Source organism: Burkholderia sp. COPS, assembly GCF_019425585.1.
Classification (GTDB): domain Bacteria; phylum Pseudomonadota; class Gammaproteobacteria; order Burkholderiales; family Burkholderiaceae; genus Burkholderia; species Burkholderia cepacia.
This window is the reverse complement of sequence record NZ_WIXR01000049.1, coordinates 22,002-37,220: the sequence shown is the minus strand read 5'-3', so window position 1 is coordinate 37,220 and position 15,219 is coordinate 22,002. Positions and strand designations below refer to the sequence as shown.

General features: G+C 68.9%; 15 protein-coding genes. 12 read left to right on the top strand and 3 right to left on the bottom strand.

Translation table 11 applies throughout. The features are described from left to right. The first annotated feature begins 3 nt into the window (after nt 1-3). From FOZ70_RS31625 to FOZ70_RS31585, 9 genes are all read left to right on the top strand, one after another. Complete coding sequence (locus tag FOZ70_RS31625; protein ID WP_219707519.1) at nt 4-1,185, top strand: ATP-binding cassette domain-containing protein; 1,182 nt, start codon at nt 4-6, stop codon at nt 1,183-1,185. After that, nucleotides 1,178-1,834, top strand: a complete 657-nt coding sequence (locus FOZ70_RS31620) for a methionine ABC transporter permease (protein WP_027790485.1) — start codon at nt 1,178-1,180, stop codon at nt 1,832-1,834. The genes FOZ70_RS31625 and FOZ70_RS31620 overlap by 8 nt, the downstream gene beginning before the upstream one ends. A gap of 54 nt (nt 1,835-1,888) precedes the next feature. Continuing rightward, nucleotides 1,889-2,740 carry a hypothetical protein gene (locus FOZ70_RS31615; protein WP_021159288.1) on the top strand — a complete coding sequence of 284 codons (852 nt, stop codon included), beginning with the start codon at nt 1,889-1,891 and terminating at the stop codon, nt 2,738-2,740. After that, nucleotides 2,737-3,948 carry an acyl-CoA dehydrogenase family protein gene (locus tag FOZ70_RS31610; RefSeq protein ID WP_219707518.1) on the top strand — a complete coding sequence of 404 codons (1,212 nt, stop codon included), beginning with the start codon at nt 2,737-2,739 and terminating at the stop codon, nt 3,946-3,948. The genes FOZ70_RS31615 and FOZ70_RS31610 overlap by 4 nt, the downstream gene beginning before the upstream one ends. Nucleotides 3,949-4,083: 135 nt before the next feature. Then, nucleotides 4,084-5,292 (top strand): zinc metallochaperone GTPase ZigA, encoded by a 1,209-nt coding sequence (gene zigA / locus FOZ70_RS31605; RefSeq protein WP_219707517.1) that lies wholly within the window; start codon nt 4,084-4,086, stop codon nt 5,290-5,292. 58 nt (nt 5,293-5,350) lie between these two features. Beyond that, nucleotides 5,351-6,271: a GTP cyclohydrolase FolE2 gene (gene folE2 / locus FOZ70_RS31600; RefSeq protein ID WP_219707516.1), complete on the top strand. Its 921-nt coding sequence runs from the start codon at nt 5,351-5,353 to the stop codon at nt 6,269-6,271. Then, complete coding sequence (locus FOZ70_RS31595; RefSeq protein ID WP_219707515.1) at nt 6,265-6,843, top strand: 6-carboxytetrahydropterin synthase; 579 nt, start codon at nt 6,265-6,267, stop codon at nt 6,841-6,843. Before folE2 ends, FOZ70_RS31595 begins: the two co-directional genes overlap by 7 nt. Then, nucleotides 6,843-7,403: a carbonate dehydratase gene (locus tag FOZ70_RS31590; protein ID WP_059487394.1), complete on the top strand. Its 561-nt coding sequence runs from the start codon at nt 6,843-6,845 to the stop codon at nt 7,401-7,403. The genes FOZ70_RS31595 and FOZ70_RS31590 overlap by 1 nt, the downstream gene beginning before the upstream one ends. Nucleotides 7,404-7,406: 3 nt before the next feature. Next, nucleotides 7,407-8,783, top strand: coding sequence for a dihydroorotase (locus FOZ70_RS31585; protein ID WP_219707514.1), 1,377 nt, complete (start codon nt 7,407-7,409; stop codon nt 8,781-8,783). Here the strand turns inward: FOZ70_RS31585 and FOZ70_RS31580 are convergent. Continuing rightward, nucleotides 8,780-9,244, bottom strand: a complete 465-nt coding sequence (locus tag FOZ70_RS31580; protein WP_042974902.1) for an Lrp/AsnC family transcriptional regulator — start codon at nt 9,242-9,244, stop codon at nt 8,780-8,782. The two genes, FOZ70_RS31585 and FOZ70_RS31580, sit on opposite strands and share 4 nt — an antisense overlap. A gap of 155 nt (nt 9,245-9,399) precedes the next feature. Between FOZ70_RS31580 and FOZ70_RS31575 the strand changes: the two genes are divergently transcribed. Further along, nucleotides 9,400-10,026 (top strand): LysE family translocator, encoded by a 627-nt coding sequence (locus FOZ70_RS31575; protein ID WP_059621440.1) that lies wholly within the window; start codon nt 9,400-9,402, stop codon nt 10,024-10,026. Between the two features lie 165 nt (nt 10,027-10,191). Here FOZ70_RS31575 and FOZ70_RS31570 read toward each other — a convergent pair whose 3' ends face one another. Both FOZ70_RS31570 and FOZ70_RS31565 read right to left on the bottom strand, forming a co-directional pair. Next, complete coding sequence (locus FOZ70_RS31570) at nt 10,192-12,045, bottom strand: YadA family autotransporter adhesin (protein ID WP_219707513.1); 1,854 nt, start codon at nt 12,043-12,045, stop codon at nt 10,192-10,194. A 387-nt stretch (nt 12,046-12,432) separates the two neighbouring features. Further along, complete coding sequence (locus FOZ70_RS31565; protein WP_219707512.1) at nt 12,433-13,281, bottom strand: helix-turn-helix transcriptional regulator; 849 nt, start codon at nt 13,279-13,281, stop codon at nt 12,433-12,435. A gap of 194 nt (nt 13,282-13,475) precedes the next feature. Between FOZ70_RS31565 and FOZ70_RS31560 the strand changes: the two genes are divergently transcribed. Together FOZ70_RS31560 and FOZ70_RS31555 are read left to right on the top strand one after the other, a co-directional pair. Then, on the top strand, nt 13,476-14,438 hold the full coding sequence (locus FOZ70_RS31560; RefSeq protein ID WP_042974906.1) for a DUF2167 domain-containing protein: 963 nt from the start codon (nt 13,476-13,478) through the stop codon (nt 14,436-14,438). Further along, complete coding sequence (locus FOZ70_RS31555; protein WP_021159298.1) at nt 14,435-15,160, top strand: site-2 protease family protein; 726 nt, start codon at nt 14,435-14,437, stop codon at nt 15,158-15,160. The genes FOZ70_RS31560 and FOZ70_RS31555 overlap by 4 nt, the downstream gene beginning before the upstream one ends. Nucleotides 15,161-15,219 lie beyond the last annotated feature (59 nt).

Here is a 15,219-nt window from a genome sequence, read left to right as displayed (position 1 = left end):
GCGATGACGCAATTGTTCGATACGCTGGGTTTCGTCGACGCATCGGCCGCGCGTGCCGGCGCCGCTGCCGGCCCGCATGACGCGGCGGCTGCGGCCGCCGCCGGTGGCGTCGCCGTGTCGCTGGAGCAGGTCGGCAAGGTGTTCGCGACGCCGCGCGGCCAGGCCGCCGCGTTGCGCGACGTGACGCTCGACGTGCGGCGCGGCGAGGTGTTCGGCATCATCGGCCGCAGCGGCGCGGGGAAGTCGACGCTGCTGCGGCTCGTGAACGGGCTCGAGCGGCCGAGCTCGGGCCGCGTGCGCGTGCAGGGCGTCGACGTCGGCGCGCTCGACGAGGACGGGCTCGTGGCGCTGCGGCGTCGCACCGGCATGGTGTTCCAGCATTTCAACCTGCTGTCCGCGAAGACGGTGTTCGAGAACGTCGCGCTGCCGCTGAAGATCGCCGGCGTGCCGAAGGCCGAGCGCGTGCGCAAGGTCGAGGCGCTGCTCGAACTCGTGGGGCTCGCCGCGAAACGCGACGCGTATCCGGCCAGCCTGTCGGGCGGGCAGAAGCAGCGCGTCGGCATTGCCCGCGCGCTCGTGCACGATCCCGAGGTACTGCTGTGCGACGAGGCGACCTCGGCGCTCGATCCCGAGACGACGCAGTCGATCCTCGCGCTGCTCGCCGACATCAACCGTCGCCTCGGGCTGACGATCGTGCTGATCACGCACGAGATGGAAGTGATCCGCGCGGTGTGCGACACGGTCGCGGTGATCGAACAAGGCGAAGTCGTCGAAACGGGCCCCGTGTGGCGCGTGTTCGGCGATCCACGCCACGGCGCGACGCGCGCGCTGCTCAGCACGCTCGTGCACGACCTGCCGGCCGAGCTGGCCGCGCGCGTGCAGCCGCTGCCCGAGCAGGCCGCGCTGCCCGACGGCGCGCACGTCGTGCTCGACGTCCGTTACACGGGCGAGAGCGGCGGCGAGCCGGATGTCGGCGCGCTCGCGGCGGCGCTCGGCGGCTCGGTGCGTTTCCTGCATGGCGGGATCGAGCGCATCCAGGGGCATGCGCAGGGGCGGCTCGTGATCGCGGCGGCGCCGCGCGCGGACGACGCCGGCCAGCCGGCGGCCCGCGGCGGTGCGGTGGCGGCGCTGCTCGAACGCGCGCGCCGCCACGCGAATCACGCGGAGGTGCTCGGCTATGTTTGACCTCTGGTGGCCCGAACTGCTCGACGCGATCCGCGACACGCTGTCGATGGTCGCCGCGTCGGCCGCGGTCGCGGCGCTGATCGGCGTCCCGCTCGCGGTGATCCTCGTGACGACCGCGCCCGGCGGCATCTACGAGCGGCGCGGCGTGAACGCGGTGCTCGGCGCGCTCGTCAACGTGTTCCGCTCGACGCCGTTCATCATCCTGCTCGTCGCGCTGCTGCCGTTCACGCGCGTGCTGATCGGCACGACGATCGGCGTATGGGCGGCCGTCGTGCCGCTGTCGATCGCCGCGATCCCGTTCTTCGCGCGGATCGCCGAGGTGAGCCTGCGCGAAGTCGATCGCGGGCTGATCGAGGCCGCGCTCGCGATGGGCGCGAAGCGCCGCCACATCGTCTGGCACGTGCTGCTGCCCGAGGCGCTGCCCGGCATGCTCGGCGGCTTCACGATCACCGTCGTCGCGCTGATCGGCTCGACCGCGATGGCGGGTGCCGTCGGCGCGGGCGGGCTCGGCGATCTCGCGATCCGCTACGGCTATCAGCGTTTCGACACGACCGTCATGGCGACCGTGATCGTGATCCTGATCGCACTCGTTTCGGCCGTGCAAATCACGGGCGACCGCCTGGTCCGACGCGTGACCCGGCGTACCTGAGCGGCGCCACAAGCGCCGGCTCTTTTCATTGAAGACCCTGAGAGAACGATACCCATGACCTTACCTATCGGCGCGCCGCGCGAATGGAACGGACAATTCGAGGAAGCGCTGTTCCTGGACGTCGCGCGACGCCATCGTCCCGGCTTCCCGGACAAGCTGGCGACACCGCCGCGCGAGCCGCGCGGCGAAGACGAACTGGCCGCCGTCGCCGACTACTACACGAAGATGGCGTCGCACGACCTGTTCATCGTGCAGGTCGTCGCGAAGGCGATCGACACGCTGTTCCGCGACGACCCGCATTTCCAGCTGATCCTGTCGCGCCAGCTCGGCGACGACGGCGCGCACGCGGTGATCGGCCGTGAGCGCGTGACCGAACTGACGGGGCGCGATCCGCTGCCCGAAATCGACCGGCTCGTCGCCGCGCACTGGGCGCGCATCGGCGACATCGCGGTGCGCGACGTCGCGGGCTTTCTCGCGTTCGAGTGGCATTACGAGCTGCACATCCTCGCGAAGCTGTGGATCCAGCGCAAGACCGGCCGTATCGGCGACAGCGCGATGCGCGAGCATGGCGAGAACCGGATCCGGCCGGACGAGGAGTGGCATCGCGTGCAGATCGTCCAGTGGTGGTTCGACACGTTGAAGGCACTGCCGGCGGCCGAACGCGACGCGCTGATCGATCGCGTGATCGCGGCCGACGAGGAAACGCAGGCGCGGCTCGACGGTTACCTGCACGACGAATACGCGCACACCGCGCACGTGTTCGGTGCGGATATCGCCGAATACCGCGCGATCTACGACGACTGGCGGCGCGAGATCCTCGCGCGGTTGACCGGCAGGCGCGAACTGGGGAAACTCGTGCCGTTGTCGGAAGCTGTCTCGACCCAGGAACAGGAAGCCGTCGCATGAACGATCCCCGCGGCCCGGCGACGCTCGCCGCTGCAACGGATGTGTCAGCCGTCGATCCGGACGCACTGGCGCGCGTCATCGAAACGCTGCGCGAAACCGCCGCCGCGCGCGATCGCGCGGGCGGCCACGCCGCGCAGGAAAAGCAGTGGCTCGCCGACGCGGGCCTGCTGACGCTCGCGGTGCCGCGCGAGTTCGGCGGGCAGGAAGCCGGGTGGCCGGCGATCTACGACACGATCCGGCGGATCGCGCGCGTCGACAGCGCGCTCGCACATCTGGTCGGGTTCCAGATCCTGCAGGTGGTGAGCATCGACGTGTGGGGCAGCGCGGCACAGCGCGAACGTTATCTGCGCGGCACGGTCGAGCATCGCTGGTGGTGGGGCAATGCGGTCAACCCGCTCGACACGCGGCTGGTCGCGACCGCGACGCCCGACGGCGGCTACCGGCTCGACGGCGTGAAGGGCTTCTGTTCGGGCACGCGCGGCTCGCAGCGCATGACGGTGTCCGCGCACGATCCGCAAGCGGGCCGCACCGTGTTCGGCGTGGTGCCGACCGATCGCGCGGGGATCACCGTCAACGAAGACTGGGACCCGATCGGCCAGCGCCAGACCGACAGCGGCAGCGTGAGCTTCGACGGCGTGACGCTCGCGCCGGACGAGGTGCTGCACCGCTCCGAGGCGCCGCCGACACCGCGCGCGACGCTGCGCACGCTCGTGTCGCAACTCGTGCTGACGAACCTGTTCGTCGGGCTCGCGGAAGGTGCGCTGGCGGAAGCGCGCGACTACGTGCTGAAGCATGGCCGTCCATGGATACAGTCGGAGGTCGCGCAGGCGAGCGACGATCCGTACACGCTGCAGCGCTTCGGCGACATGCGCGTGCGGGCGATCGCCGCGGCGGCGCTGGCCGATCGCGCGGCGGCCGCATTGCAGCGCGCGTGGGCGCGGCAGGATGCGCTGACGGCGGACGAGCGCGCCGAGGTGGCGCTCGCGGTATCGGAGGCGAAGATCGTCGCGCAGCGCGCGGCGCTCGACAACGGCGAGGCGCTGTTCGACGCATGCGGCGCGCGCGCGACGGCCGCGTCGCTCGGCCTCGACCGCTTCTGGCGCAACGCGCGCACGCATACGCTGCACGATCCGCTCGACTATCGGCTGCGTGACGTCGGCCGGTTCGCGTTGACCGGGGAATTGCCGCCGGCGTCGCTCTATACGTGACGGATTGACACCGGAGCGGGCGCGGCCTGCTCCGGACAACACCCTGCCGGCATGCTGGACGTCCGAAATGATATGTTATATCGTTGCGATACAATATATCATTCGTTCCTCAACGTCCTCTTCCGGAATCGCCCGATGAGCACCGCACTCCCTCCGTCCACGCGGCTTCCCGTGACCGTCCTGTCCGGCTTTCTCGGCGCCGGCAAGACGACGCTGCTCAACCACATCCTGAACAATCGCGAGGGCCGTCGCGTCGCGGTGATCGTCAACGACATGTCCGAGGTCAACATCGACGCCGCGCTCGTCCGCGACGGCGGCGCAGGGCTGTCGCGCACCGACGAGAAGCTGGTCGAGATGAGCAATGGCTGCATCTGCTGCACGCTGCGCGAGGATCTGCTGATCGAGGTCGACCGGCTCGCGCGCGAAGGGCGCTTCGACCAGCTCGTGATCGAATCGACCGGCATCTCGGAGCCGCTGCAGGTGGCCGAGACGTTCACGTTCGAAGGCGAGGACGGCCGCAGCCTCGGCGAAGTCGCGCGGCTCGACACGATGGTGACCGTGGTGGACGCGTTCAATTTCCTGCGCGACTACGCGTCGCGCGACAGCCTGCAGTCGCGCGGCGAATCGATGGGCGACGAGGATGCGCGCACGGTGGTCGATCTGCTGATCGACCAGATCGAGTTCTGCGACGTGATCGTGATCAACAAGATCGACCTGATCGACGACAGCGCACGCGAGCGGCTGGTCGCGCTGCTGCGCGGGCTCAACCCGCGGGCGAGGATCGAGATCGCCGAATTCGGCAAGGTGCCGCTCGAGCGCGTGCTCGACACGGGCCTGTTCGATTTCGACGCAGCATCGCGCGCGCCGGGCTGGCTGCAGGAGCTGCGCGGCACGCACACGCCGGAAACCGACGCATACGGCATCCGCAGTTTCGTCTACCGCGCGCGGCGGCCGTTCCACCCGCAGCGCTTCTTTGCGCTCGTCGAAAGCGAATGGCCGGGCGTCGTCCGCTCGAAGGGGTTCTACTGGCTGGCCACCCATCCGACCGTCGCCGGTTCGTGGTCGCAGGCCGGCGCGGTCGCGCGGCACGGGCCGGCCGGCCACTGGTGGGCGGCCGTGCCGCCCGAGCGCTGGCCGCAGGACGCGGAAGCCGTCGCGCAGATCCGCGCCCGCTGGGACGAGCGCGTCGGCGACGCGCGGCAGGAACTCGTGCTGATCGGCATGGACATGGACGAGCCCGCGCTGCGCGCGCGCTTCGACGCGTGTCTGCTGACCGACGCCGAGATGGCCACCGGCCCCGAACACTGGACCACGTGGGACAACCCGTTTCGCGACTGGCCCTGACCTGAACGCGCTTCCTGCATCGATCCGGATGGAGAAGGCGCTCCACCGGATCCCGAGCATGAATGCCCCCCTTCCCGATATCTCCCTGACCGATGCCGCGCCGGGCCGTCGCCCGCTCGAATGGGTCGGCATGCAGGGCATCGACCTGCCCGTTGCGGTGGCCGAGCCCGGCTGCCGGCGCGACGTGCATGCGCGCGCCGACGTGCAGGTCGACCTTCCCGCACCGCACGTGAAGGGCATCCACATGTCGCGGCTGTACAGGCTGCTCGACGGGCTCGGGGATGGCGCCGCGCTGTCGCCGGCCGGCCTTCGGCCGGTGCTGCAGGCGATGGTCGACAGCCATCGCGACTGCGACACGCGTCGTGCGCGGCTACGGCTGCGCTTCGACCTGCTGGCGCGCCGCGCCGCGCTGGTGACCGACGGGCTTGCCGGGTGGAAGGCCTATCCGGTCCGGATCGACGCGACGCTGACCGACGCCGGGTTCGAGCTGCGCGCGCAGGTGACGGTCGCCTATTCGTCGACGTGCCCGTGCTCGGCCGCGCTGTCGCGGCACTGGGTCGAACAGGCGTTCCTGGCGGCGTTCGGCCGCGACGATCGCGTGGAACCGGCAGCGGTCGCCGAGTGGCTGAAACGGCATGCGACGGCGGCCACGCCGCACAGCCAGCGTAGCGAAGCCGTCGTCAGCGTGGGGCTGCCGGCCGATGGCGCGACGCTCGGGCTGATCGACCTGATCGATCGCGTCGAGCACGCGCTCGGCACGCCGGTGCAGACGGCCGTCAAGCGCGCGGACGAGCAGGCGTTCGCGGTGCTGAACGGCGGCAACCTGATGTTCGTCGAGGATGCCGCGCGCCGGGTCCAGGCCGCGCTGGACGGCCGCCATGCGCACCCGCGCGTGCACGTGCGCCATCTGGAAAGCCTGCACCCGCACGACGCGGTGGCCTGGGCCGCGCCGGTTCGCGAAGGCGCCGACGCATGCTGATCCGCAAGCTGTTCCGGTTCGAGAACGCGCACGTGGTGCGCGGCTGCAGCACGCGGCGTTGCTCGCATTCGATCCACGGCCATTCGTATCGCGTCGAGCTGCTGTTCGAGGCACACGCGCTGGACCACGGGCAGATGATCTACGACTTCGGGCTGCTCAAGGGCGACGTGCGCGACCTGATCGACGCGTTCGACCACGCGGTGACGCTGTGGTCGGATGACGATCCCTGCTACGTCGAGAGCATGCGCCGGCATTCCGAGCGCTGGGTGCTGCTGCCGGTGTCGCCGAGCGCCGAGCAGTTCTCGCGCGTGTTCTTTCGCCTCGTCGATGCGGCGCTGTCCTGCACGCGCATGTCGAACGGCGAAACCGGCGTGCGGCTGCATTCGATCATCGTTCACGAAACCGAGACCGGTTACGCGCAGTGTTTTCGCGACGATGCGTTCAACCCGCGCATGGGCCGCATCGACCTGGACGACATCGTGTTCGCGCCGGCCATCGCCGGACAGTGGCGCGATCCGGGCCTGTTCGAGCGGATCAAGCGCGGCCGTTCGATGTCAAGACAGGAATCCTGATGATCAGAAAGAACCCGCGCGGCGACCTGCCGCAGATACACCCGAGTGCATTCGTCGATCCGACCGCCATTCTGTGCGGGCTCGTGATCGTCGAGGAGAACGTGTTCATCGGCCCGTACGCGGTGATCCGCGCCGACGAAACGGATGGCGACGGCCGGATCGCGCCGATCGTGATCGGTGCGCATTCGAACATCCAGGACGGCGTGGTGATCCATTCGAAGTCGGGCGCGAGCGTCACCATCGGCCGGCACACGTCGATCGCGCATCGCGCGATCGTCCACGGGCCGTGCAAGGTCGGCAACGGCGTGTTCGTCGGCTTCAACAGCGTGCTGTTCAACTGCACCATCGACGACGGCTGCGTGGTGCGCTACAACGCGGTCGTCGACGGCTGCCACCTGCCGCCGGGCTTCTACGTGCGCTCGACCGAGCGCATCGGGCCGGAAACCGATCTCGCCGCGTTGCCGCAGGTGACGGCCGACGCGAGCGACTTCTCCGAGGACGTCGCGCGCACGAACAATGCGCTGGTGCTGGGCTACAAGCACATCCAGAACGAGTTCTGAGCCATGGACGAACCCGTTCGACGTGAAGGGCGCGCGACCGACGCGCTGAAGCGACGCCATGTCGACCTGCTCGTGCACGGCGGCACGGCGATGACCCCCAACGGTGCCGAGCAGGTCGACGTCGCGTGCGTGGATGGCCGTGTCGTCGCGCTGGGTGCGTTGCATGGCACGTGGAGCGCCGACGTTCTCCTGGATGCCGGCGGCCTGCATGTGCTGCCGGGTGTCGTCGACAGCCAGGTGCATTTCCGTGAACCGGGCCTGACGCACAAGGAGACCATCGAGGCCGGCACGCGCGGCGCGGTGCTCGGCGGCGTCACGACGATCTTCGAGATGCCCAACACGCATCCGCTGACGTTGACCGCTCAGGATCTGCAGGCCAAGCTGGAACGCGCGCGCGGCCGCGCGTGGTGCGACTACGCGTTCTACATCGGCGGCTCGGCCGCGAACGCCGAACGGTTGCCGGCGCTTGAAGCGCTGCCGGGCTGCGCGGGCGTGAAGGTCTTCATGGGCAGTTCGTTCGGCGACCTGCTGGCCGACGACGAAGCCGTGTTGCGCCGGATCGTGCGCAACGGGCGGCGGCGCATGGCCGTGCACGCGGAGGACGAAGCGCGGCTGCGCGCACGCCGGGCGCTCGTCGAAGCGAGCGGCGACGTGCGCGACCATCCGCGCTGGCGCGACGTGCAAAGCGCGCTGGCGGCGACGCGGCGCATCGTCGCGCTGGCGGCCGAGACGGGCCGCCGGCTGCATGTGCTGCACGTGTCCACCGCCGAGGAAATGGCGTTGCTCGCGCGGCACCGGCGGCGCGTGACCGTCGAAGTCACGCCGCATCACCTGAGCCTGCATGCGCCCGATTGCTACGAGCGGCTCGGCACGCTCGCGCAGATGAATCCGCCGGTGCGTGAACGGCATCATCGGGATGCGCTGTGGCAGGCCGTTCGCGACGGCGTGGTCGACGTGATCGGCAGCGATCACGCGCCGCATACGCGCGACGAAAAGCGCCGGCCCTATCCGCAGTCGCCGAGCGGGATGACCGGCGTGCAGACGCTGCTGCCGCTGATGCTCGATCACGTGCACGCGGGCCGCTTGAGCCTCGAACGACTGGTCGACCTGACCAGCGCCGGGCCGGCGCGCATCTTCGGCATCGCGGGCAAAGGGCGGATTGCGGTGGGCTACGACGCCGATTTCAGCATCGTCGACCTGCGCGCGCGGCGGATCATCCGCGACGAATGGATCGCCAGCGTCAGCGGCTGGACACCTTACGACGGGTGCGCGGTCACAGGCTGGCCCGTGCATACGGTCGTGCGCGGCCAGGTCGTGGTGCGAGACGGCGCGCTGAACGGGGAGCCGCAGGGGCAGGCCGTCACGTTCCTGGACGCCTAGATCGGCAGGCGAACCGTCTGCTTGATGCGCTTCAGCGGAATCTCGGTTTCGACGTTGCGCACGCCTTCGATCTGCGTGAGCGTTTCCATCTGGAAGCGCTGGTAGTCGTCGAGGTCGCGGGCGATCACGCGCAGCAGATAGTCGTAGCTGCCGGCCATCAGGTGGCATTCGAGCACTTCGGGCGCCTGCTCCATCTCGCGCGCGAAGCGTTCGACCGTCGTCTTGTCCTGGCGCTCCAGCGTGACGCGCACGAACGCCGTGAATCGCAGGTCGACGGCGGCCGGGTTCAGCAGTGCGACATACGCGTCGATCACGCCCTGTTCCTCGAGCAGGTGAACGCGGCGCAGGCAGGGCGTGGCGGACAGCCCGGCCTGTTGCGCGAGTTCGGCATTCGTCTGGTTCGAATTCCGTTGCAATGCACGCAGAATGCGCCGGTCGATTGCATCCAGTTTGATTGACATTTTTGACTGCCCAAGCGGTGGATGCTAGAGAATAACGCCAAAACTGATAGTCAAAGTAGCCGAATACGCATCCAATCTCCATGGGAAGGCGCCGATAATCCGACGACAGGCCGGGCGATTCCCGTCCGCCGGCAATCCCGTTCAGGAGCTATCCCATGTCGCATCCATCCTGGCTGCCGTTCATCGCAACGTCGCTGCTGATCATCGTCACGCCGGGCCAGGACATGGTGCTCGTGATGTCTCGTACGCTGTCCGACGGCACGCGCGCGGGCCTCGTGACCGCCGCGGGCGTCAGCGTCGGGCTGCTCGTGCACACGATGCTCGCGACGCTCGGGCTGGGCGCGCTGCTGCAGGCATCCGAATGGCTGTTCACGGCGCTGAAGGTGGTCGGCGCGTTGTACCTGCTGTATCTCGGCATCACGCTGTTGCGCTCGTCGGGCGAACTGACGCTCGCGACCGGCGACGGTGCACAGGCATCGCGGCTGCGTACGTTCGCGCAAGGCGCGCTGTCGAACGTGTCGAATCCGAAGGTCGCGCTGTTCTATCTGGCGTTCCTGCCGCAGTTCGTGCCGGCGGGCGCCGCGCATCCGATGCTGTCGCTGTTCGTGCTGGGCGCGACCTTCGCGGGCCTGACGTTTCTCGTCAAGGGGCCGGTTGCTGTGTTCGCCGGCCTGCTGTCCGCATCGATCCGCCGCAACCCGCGGATCCTGACGCGCATGCACCGCGTCAGCGGGGTGGTGCTGCTGGGGCTCGGGGTGAAGCTGGCGCTCGAGCGTCGCTGATGGCGGGGCGCTCGTGCGCGTGTCGTCGCGCGCGGTCGCGCATGGCCGGTCGCGTCGGATAAACGGCGTGCCGCATGTGGCTGCCGTGCCATCGGCGCGGTTGCACCGATGGCACGCCTTCCGGCATCGAGCAAGCGCTTCTCGATGCGTCGCGCGTCGGGCCGATTACCAGCGATAACCGACGCCCGCGCCTGCGCCGATCGAGCCGTGGCCCGACACGGCCGTCGTCACCGAGCCCTTGACCAGCCATTTCGTGGTCGCGACGGAAAGACCGACCGCCATCGCGCTTTGACCGCCGTACGTGCCGCCGCCGAGTGCGACGACCTTTTCGCCGGGCAGAACGGCTTGCGGCATGTTGGCCATCGCGATCGCGCTCGCGGTGCCCGCATCCGAGTCCTTGCGGTACTTCGACATTTCCTCGCGGACGGAGTTGATTGCACCGTTCAACTGGCGCACGTTCACGCCATCCGTCGGCGCCGTGCCGTCGGCCATGTTGGTCAACTGACGCTCGGCGCCCGGCGCACCGATCGATACCGTGTTGTCGCGCGACGCGACCGAATTGGCGCCCAAGGCGACCGCATTGTTTGCCGGTGCCTGGCTGTTCGCGCCGATCGCCGTCGAATTGTTGCCGGAGACATTCGAACCGGTTCCGATCGCCGTGCCGTTCGCTGCCGTGACTTTCGAATTCGCGCCGGTTGCGGTGCCGTTCGTTGCCGTGACGGTCGAGTTCGCGCCGGTTGCGGTGCCGTTCGTTGCCGTGACGGTCGAGTTCGTGCCGGTTGCGGTGCCGTTCACTGCGGTGACGGTCGAGTTCGTGCCGGTTGCCGTGCCGTTTGCCGCTGTGACGGTCGCGTTCACGCCGATACCCGTCCCGTTGTCTCCCGACACGTTCGCGCCGTTGCCGAGCGCCGTGCCGTTCGTCGCGCTGACCGATGTGTTCTTGCCGATCGCGGTGCCCGTGCTGTCCGCGACCGTGCCGCTCGGGACGCTCGACGAAATCTTGCCGACGGTGTTCGTGAGCGCGGCCAGATCCGTCGTCAGCGTGGAGACCTGATTGGCGATCGAGAAGAGCTGCGAACCGTTGACCGCGTCCGTGCTGGTCGCGCTGATCGCGCCGGCCGCGACGTTGACGATCTGGCGCTCGGCGCCCGCGCTGCCCACGCTGACCACGCCGACCGGCGTACCCGCGAAGCCGCTGTAGCCGACGCCGTTCAGCGTTACGCTGCTGACGGTGGTTGCCGCACGCGTGGCCGCATTCGAACCCAGCGCCACCGAATTCGCGTCGGCCGCGTTCGCGCCTTCGCCGATGGCGACCGCATTCACCGCGGAGGCCGTCGCGCGGGCGATCGCGACGCTGCCGGTCGCGGATGCCGAACTGTCGACGCCGAGCGCGACCGCATCGCCGGCACCGGCGTTGGCCTGGAAGCCGAGCGCCGTGCCGCCGGCCGCGCTGCTGCCTTTGCCGACCGCCGTCGAGAAGGTTGCGGTGGCGCTGGCGCCCTGGCCGACTGCCGTCGATTGATCCACGGCGACCGCGCCCGAACCGAATGCCGACGCCGTGGCGCCGTTCGCGACCGCGCCCTGGCCCACCGCCGTCGCGTTGAGGCCGGTCGCACCGGCGAACGCGCCAATCGCCGTCGCATGGTCGCCGGTCGCCACGGCATTGCCGCCCAGCGTCGTGGCTTGCGTACCGGTTGCGACGGACTGCCGCCCGATCGCCACGGTTTCGCTGTACGCGCCGGTCGACGAGCCCGAATCGGCGACTGCCGACGGGCCGATTGCGATGTTGTCGCAGCCCCGTGCCGTGGCCGGATACGTACTGGTGCCCGAAATCGCGATGTTGTCCGAGCAGCCTGCGACGGTATCGATCGCATTGCCGTTCTGCACATAGGAAGCCTGCGCCGGTGCGGAAGCCGCGAATGCGACGACCGCTGCGCTGACGGCGATGGCCAGTGCCGCTTTCGACTTCACCGGCGCGTGCTGCACCGGATTCCCCGACCCTCGATGATTCTTGTTCATGTTGTTCCTGGGCTTGATATGAAAGTTGTGTTTTGGCTAGCGTGTCCGTCTCACGATTTCCCTGTCGCCTTGGTTCGAGTACGATCCGATTGAAAAGATGTACTAAACAAATTTGACATTTGGCGGAATGAATCCGAGCGGGAAACGGCGCAGGGGCGGCTGCGTCGTTTGACGTGTTCCGGCACGCTGGCGCGTGCCGGATCGGCAGCCTGAGATGCGACGACGCATTCTGATCGGACGCGCGGGCGCCCGGGTTTGCCGTAGCGGTCGATCTTTATGCTTCAGGGGAAATCCGGCTGCGGAGATGCGCACCGGCGGCCGGCATGGCCGTGATGGCGCGGAAGCCGGCGTTCGTGCGCCGGCTTCCGTCACGCTCCGTTGCGCACGTTATTGCGCCGGCAACGCGTCCGCCAGCGCCCGCATTGCTTCCGCCGTCTCCGGATTCGCGGGGAAAAACGCCTCGATCGCGAGTTCCGACAGCGTCACGTCGACCGGCGTGCCGAACACCGTCGTCGTGCTGAAGAACGTCAGTTCGCCGGCCGCCGTGCGCAGCCGCAACGGCACGGCGATATCCGCGAAGTCGGTGCGCGCATGCGTGTCGTCGGGCTGGCCGGCCGGTGCCGGATACGCGGCGAGTTCGTCGCGCAGCGTGTGCAACGCGTGGTCGCCGCTTGCATCGATCTGCCGCTGCAGCCGATGCAGGATGTGCGCGCGCCACTCGTGCCAGTTGACGATCTGCGACGCGAGGCCGTCCGGGTGCAGGCTCAGCCTCAGCACGTTGACGGGCGGTTGCAGCAGCGACGGATCGGCCTGCGCGACCAGCGCGCCGAGCATCCGGTTCGCGGCGAGCAGCGTCCAGTGACGATCCACGGCGAGCGCCGGGTAGGGCTCGTGGCCGCGCAGCACGGCTTCCACCGCATGGCGCGCGGCATCGAGCTGCGGATCCGAAAACGGCCGTTCGCGAAACAGCGGCGCGAAGCCGGCCGCGACGAGCAGCGCATTGCGTTCGCGCAGCGGCACGTCGAGACGCTCCGCGAGATGCAGCACCATCTCGCGGCTCGGCTGCGCGCGGCCCGATTCGACGAAGCTCAGGTGGCGCGCGGAAACGTCCGCGTCGAGCGCGAGCGCCATCTGGCTCAGGCGCCGGCGTTGCCGCCACGTGCGCAGCAGCGGGCCGATGCCGGACGCGCGGCCGGCGGACGGGGAGGGCGAGTGGAGGGCGGCGGTCGGGTTCATGCAGCAGATGATAGGCAATCCCGCGTGCCTTGGGCATTACCTGCGACGTAAGCATCGCGCCTCCCCGGGCGTGTCGCGGCGCTGCGTTACCATAGCCCCCGTGCCAACTGAGAGACGACGCCGGACCCGCGATTGAAAACGCAAGGGCCGACGCCGTGCATATTTACGACAAGGCATTCCAGGGGAATCCAACAATGAAAAAACTTGCCGTCCGGCTCGCCTGCGTGGCGACGCTTGCATTCACCGCGATCAGCGCCCACGCGCAAACCGAAGCCGCGCAGGTGGAAATGAGGGCCGCGGCTGCCGCCGCCAACGACGCGGTCGTGAAGGGCCCGACCGAGATCGACGTGAAACACGAAGCCGTGCTGAAGCTGAAAGCCGGCGAATCGTTCGTGCCGGCCGCCGAAGCCGGCCGCTACCTGCGCTCGATGGGCAACTCGATCGACGAAACCCGGCTGGTCGGCCTCGTGCTGCCCGACGATCCCGATGCCGACTGGATCTCGGTCGTATCGTTCGAGCCGAGCGGTTATATCCGCGACGACGACGCGAAGGACTGGAAACCCGACGAACTGCTGAAGAGCCTGCAGGCCGGCACCGAGGAAGACAACCCCGGGCGCAAGGAACGCGGCCTGCCCGAAACCGAGGTGGTCGGCTGGGCGAAGGCCCCCGCGTACGACGCGGCCACGCACCGGCTCGTCTGGTCCGCGATCATCCGCGACAAGGGCGCCGCGCCGAACGCCGAAAACGACGGCGTGAACTACCGGACGCTCGTGCTCGGCCGCGACGGTTACCTGTCGCTGACGATGGCGTCGACGCTCGCCGACCTGCCGAAATACAAGGCGTCGGCCGACGAGCTGCTGTCGAACATCAGCTTCAACGACGGCAAGCGCTACGCCGATTTCAACAAGTCGACCGACCACGTCGCCGAGTATGGCCTCGCGGCGCTGATCGTCGGCGTCGGCGCGAAGAAGCTCGGCCTGCTCGCGCTGATCGGCGCGTTCGCGGTGAAGTTCTTCAAGGTCGGTGCGGTTGCGCTGCTGGCCGGCGGCGCCGCGCTGAAACGCTTCTTCGGGCGCAAGCCGAAGCCGGCCGCGGTGCCGGCCGTCGCCGACGCATCCGGCGTGTCCGATGCATCCGCCACGGAGCGCAAGGAATGACGAAGCTGTTGCTGCTGATCTTCGGCGGCCTCAAGCTCGGCAAGGTGCTCGTGTCCGCGGGCACCATGCTCGCGTCGATCGCGGTCTATGCGCTGTTCTACGGCTGGCGGTTCGCGGCCGGTTTCGTGGCACTGCTGCTGGTGCACGAGGCCGGCCACTACGTGGCCGCGCAGCGGCGCGGGCTCGACGTCGGGCTGCCGACCTTCATCCCGTTCGTCGGCGCGTGGATCCAGCTGAAGGAGATGCCGCACGACGCGGAAACCGAGGCGTACGTCGGGCTCGCCGGGCCGTTCGTCGGCACGCTCGGTGCGCTGGCCTGCTACGCGGCCGCGCGCCACTACGACAGCAACCTGCTGCTCGCGCTGTCGTACACGGGCTTCTTCTTGAACCTGTTCAATATGATTCCGCTGTCGCCGTTCGACGGCGGGCGGATCACCGCGGTGCTGTCGCCGCGCATCTGGTTCGCCGGCGTGCCGGTGCTGATCGCGCTGTTCGTGTACCGCCCGAGCCCGCTGCTGATCGTGATGGCGATCCTCGCGCTGCCGCAGCTCAAGCGCGCGTGGCGCTACGATCCCGATGCGCCGGAGAACCGCGTGTACTACGCGACGTCGATCGAGACGAAGACGACGTACGCGCTCTGCTACGTCGGCCTGCTCGCGTTCCTCGCGCTGATGACGTCCGGCGTGCACGACATGCTGCGCGTCGCGCATTCCGCGGCCTGACGCAAAAAACGGCGGCCGCTGTTACGCGGCCGCCGTCGTTTCCCATTTCCTTCTTTTCG

What these genes read in the sequence shown, in the direction of transcription:
- FOZ70_RS31625 (WP_219707519.1), top strand. Translation starts at nt 4, where the DNA reads ATGACGCAATTGTTCGATACGCTGGGTTTCGTCGACGCATCGGCCGCG.
- FOZ70_RS31620 (WP_027790485.1), top strand. Translation starts at nt 1,178, where the DNA reads ATGTTTGACCTCTGGTGGCCCGAACTGCTCGACGCGATCCGCGACACG.
- FOZ70_RS31615 (WP_021159288.1), top strand. Translation starts at nt 1,889, where the DNA reads ATGACCTTACCTATCGGCGCGCCGCGCGAATGGAACGGACAATTCGAG.
- FOZ70_RS31610 (WP_219707518.1), top strand. Translation starts at nt 2,737, where the DNA reads ATGAACGATCCCCGCGGCCCGGCGACGCTCGCCGCTGCAACGGATGTG.
- zigA (WP_219707517.1), top strand. Translation starts at nt 4,084, where the DNA reads ATGAGCACCGCACTCCCTCCGTCCACGCGGCTTCCCGTGACCGTCCTG.
- folE2 (WP_219707516.1), top strand. Translation starts at nt 5,351, where the DNA reads ATGAATGCCCCCCTTCCCGATATCTCCCTGACCGATGCCGCGCCGGGC.
- FOZ70_RS31595 (WP_219707515.1), top strand. Translation starts at nt 6,265, where the DNA reads ATGCTGATCCGCAAGCTGTTCCGGTTCGAGAACGCGCACGTGGTGCGC.
- FOZ70_RS31590 (WP_059487394.1), top strand. Translation starts at nt 6,843, where the DNA reads ATGATCAGAAAGAACCCGCGCGGCGACCTGCCGCAGATACACCCGAGT.
- FOZ70_RS31585 (WP_219707514.1), top strand. Translation starts at nt 7,407, where the DNA reads ATGGACGAACCCGTTCGACGTGAAGGGCGCGCGACCGACGCGCTGAAG.
- FOZ70_RS31580 (WP_042974902.1), bottom strand. Translation starts at nt 9,244, where the DNA reads ATGTCAATCAAACTGGATGCAATCGACCGGCGCATTCTGCGTGCATTG.
- FOZ70_RS31575 (WP_059621440.1), top strand. Translation starts at nt 9,400, where the DNA reads ATGTCGCATCCATCCTGGCTGCCGTTCATCGCAACGTCGCTGCTGATC.
- FOZ70_RS31570 (WP_219707513.1), bottom strand. Translation starts at nt 12,045, where the DNA reads ATGAACAAGAATCATCGAGGGTCGGGGAATCCGGTGCAGCACGCGCCG.
- FOZ70_RS31565 (WP_219707512.1), bottom strand. Translation starts at nt 13,281, where the DNA reads ATGAACCCGACCGCCGCCCTCCACTCGCCCTCCCCGTCCGCCGGCCGC.
- FOZ70_RS31560 (WP_042974906.1), top strand. Translation starts at nt 13,476, where the DNA reads ATGAAAAAACTTGCCGTCCGGCTCGCCTGCGTGGCGACGCTTGCATTC.
- FOZ70_RS31555 (WP_021159298.1), top strand. Translation starts at nt 14,435, where the DNA reads ATGACGAAGCTGTTGCTGCTGATCTTCGGCGGCCTCAAGCTCGGCAAG.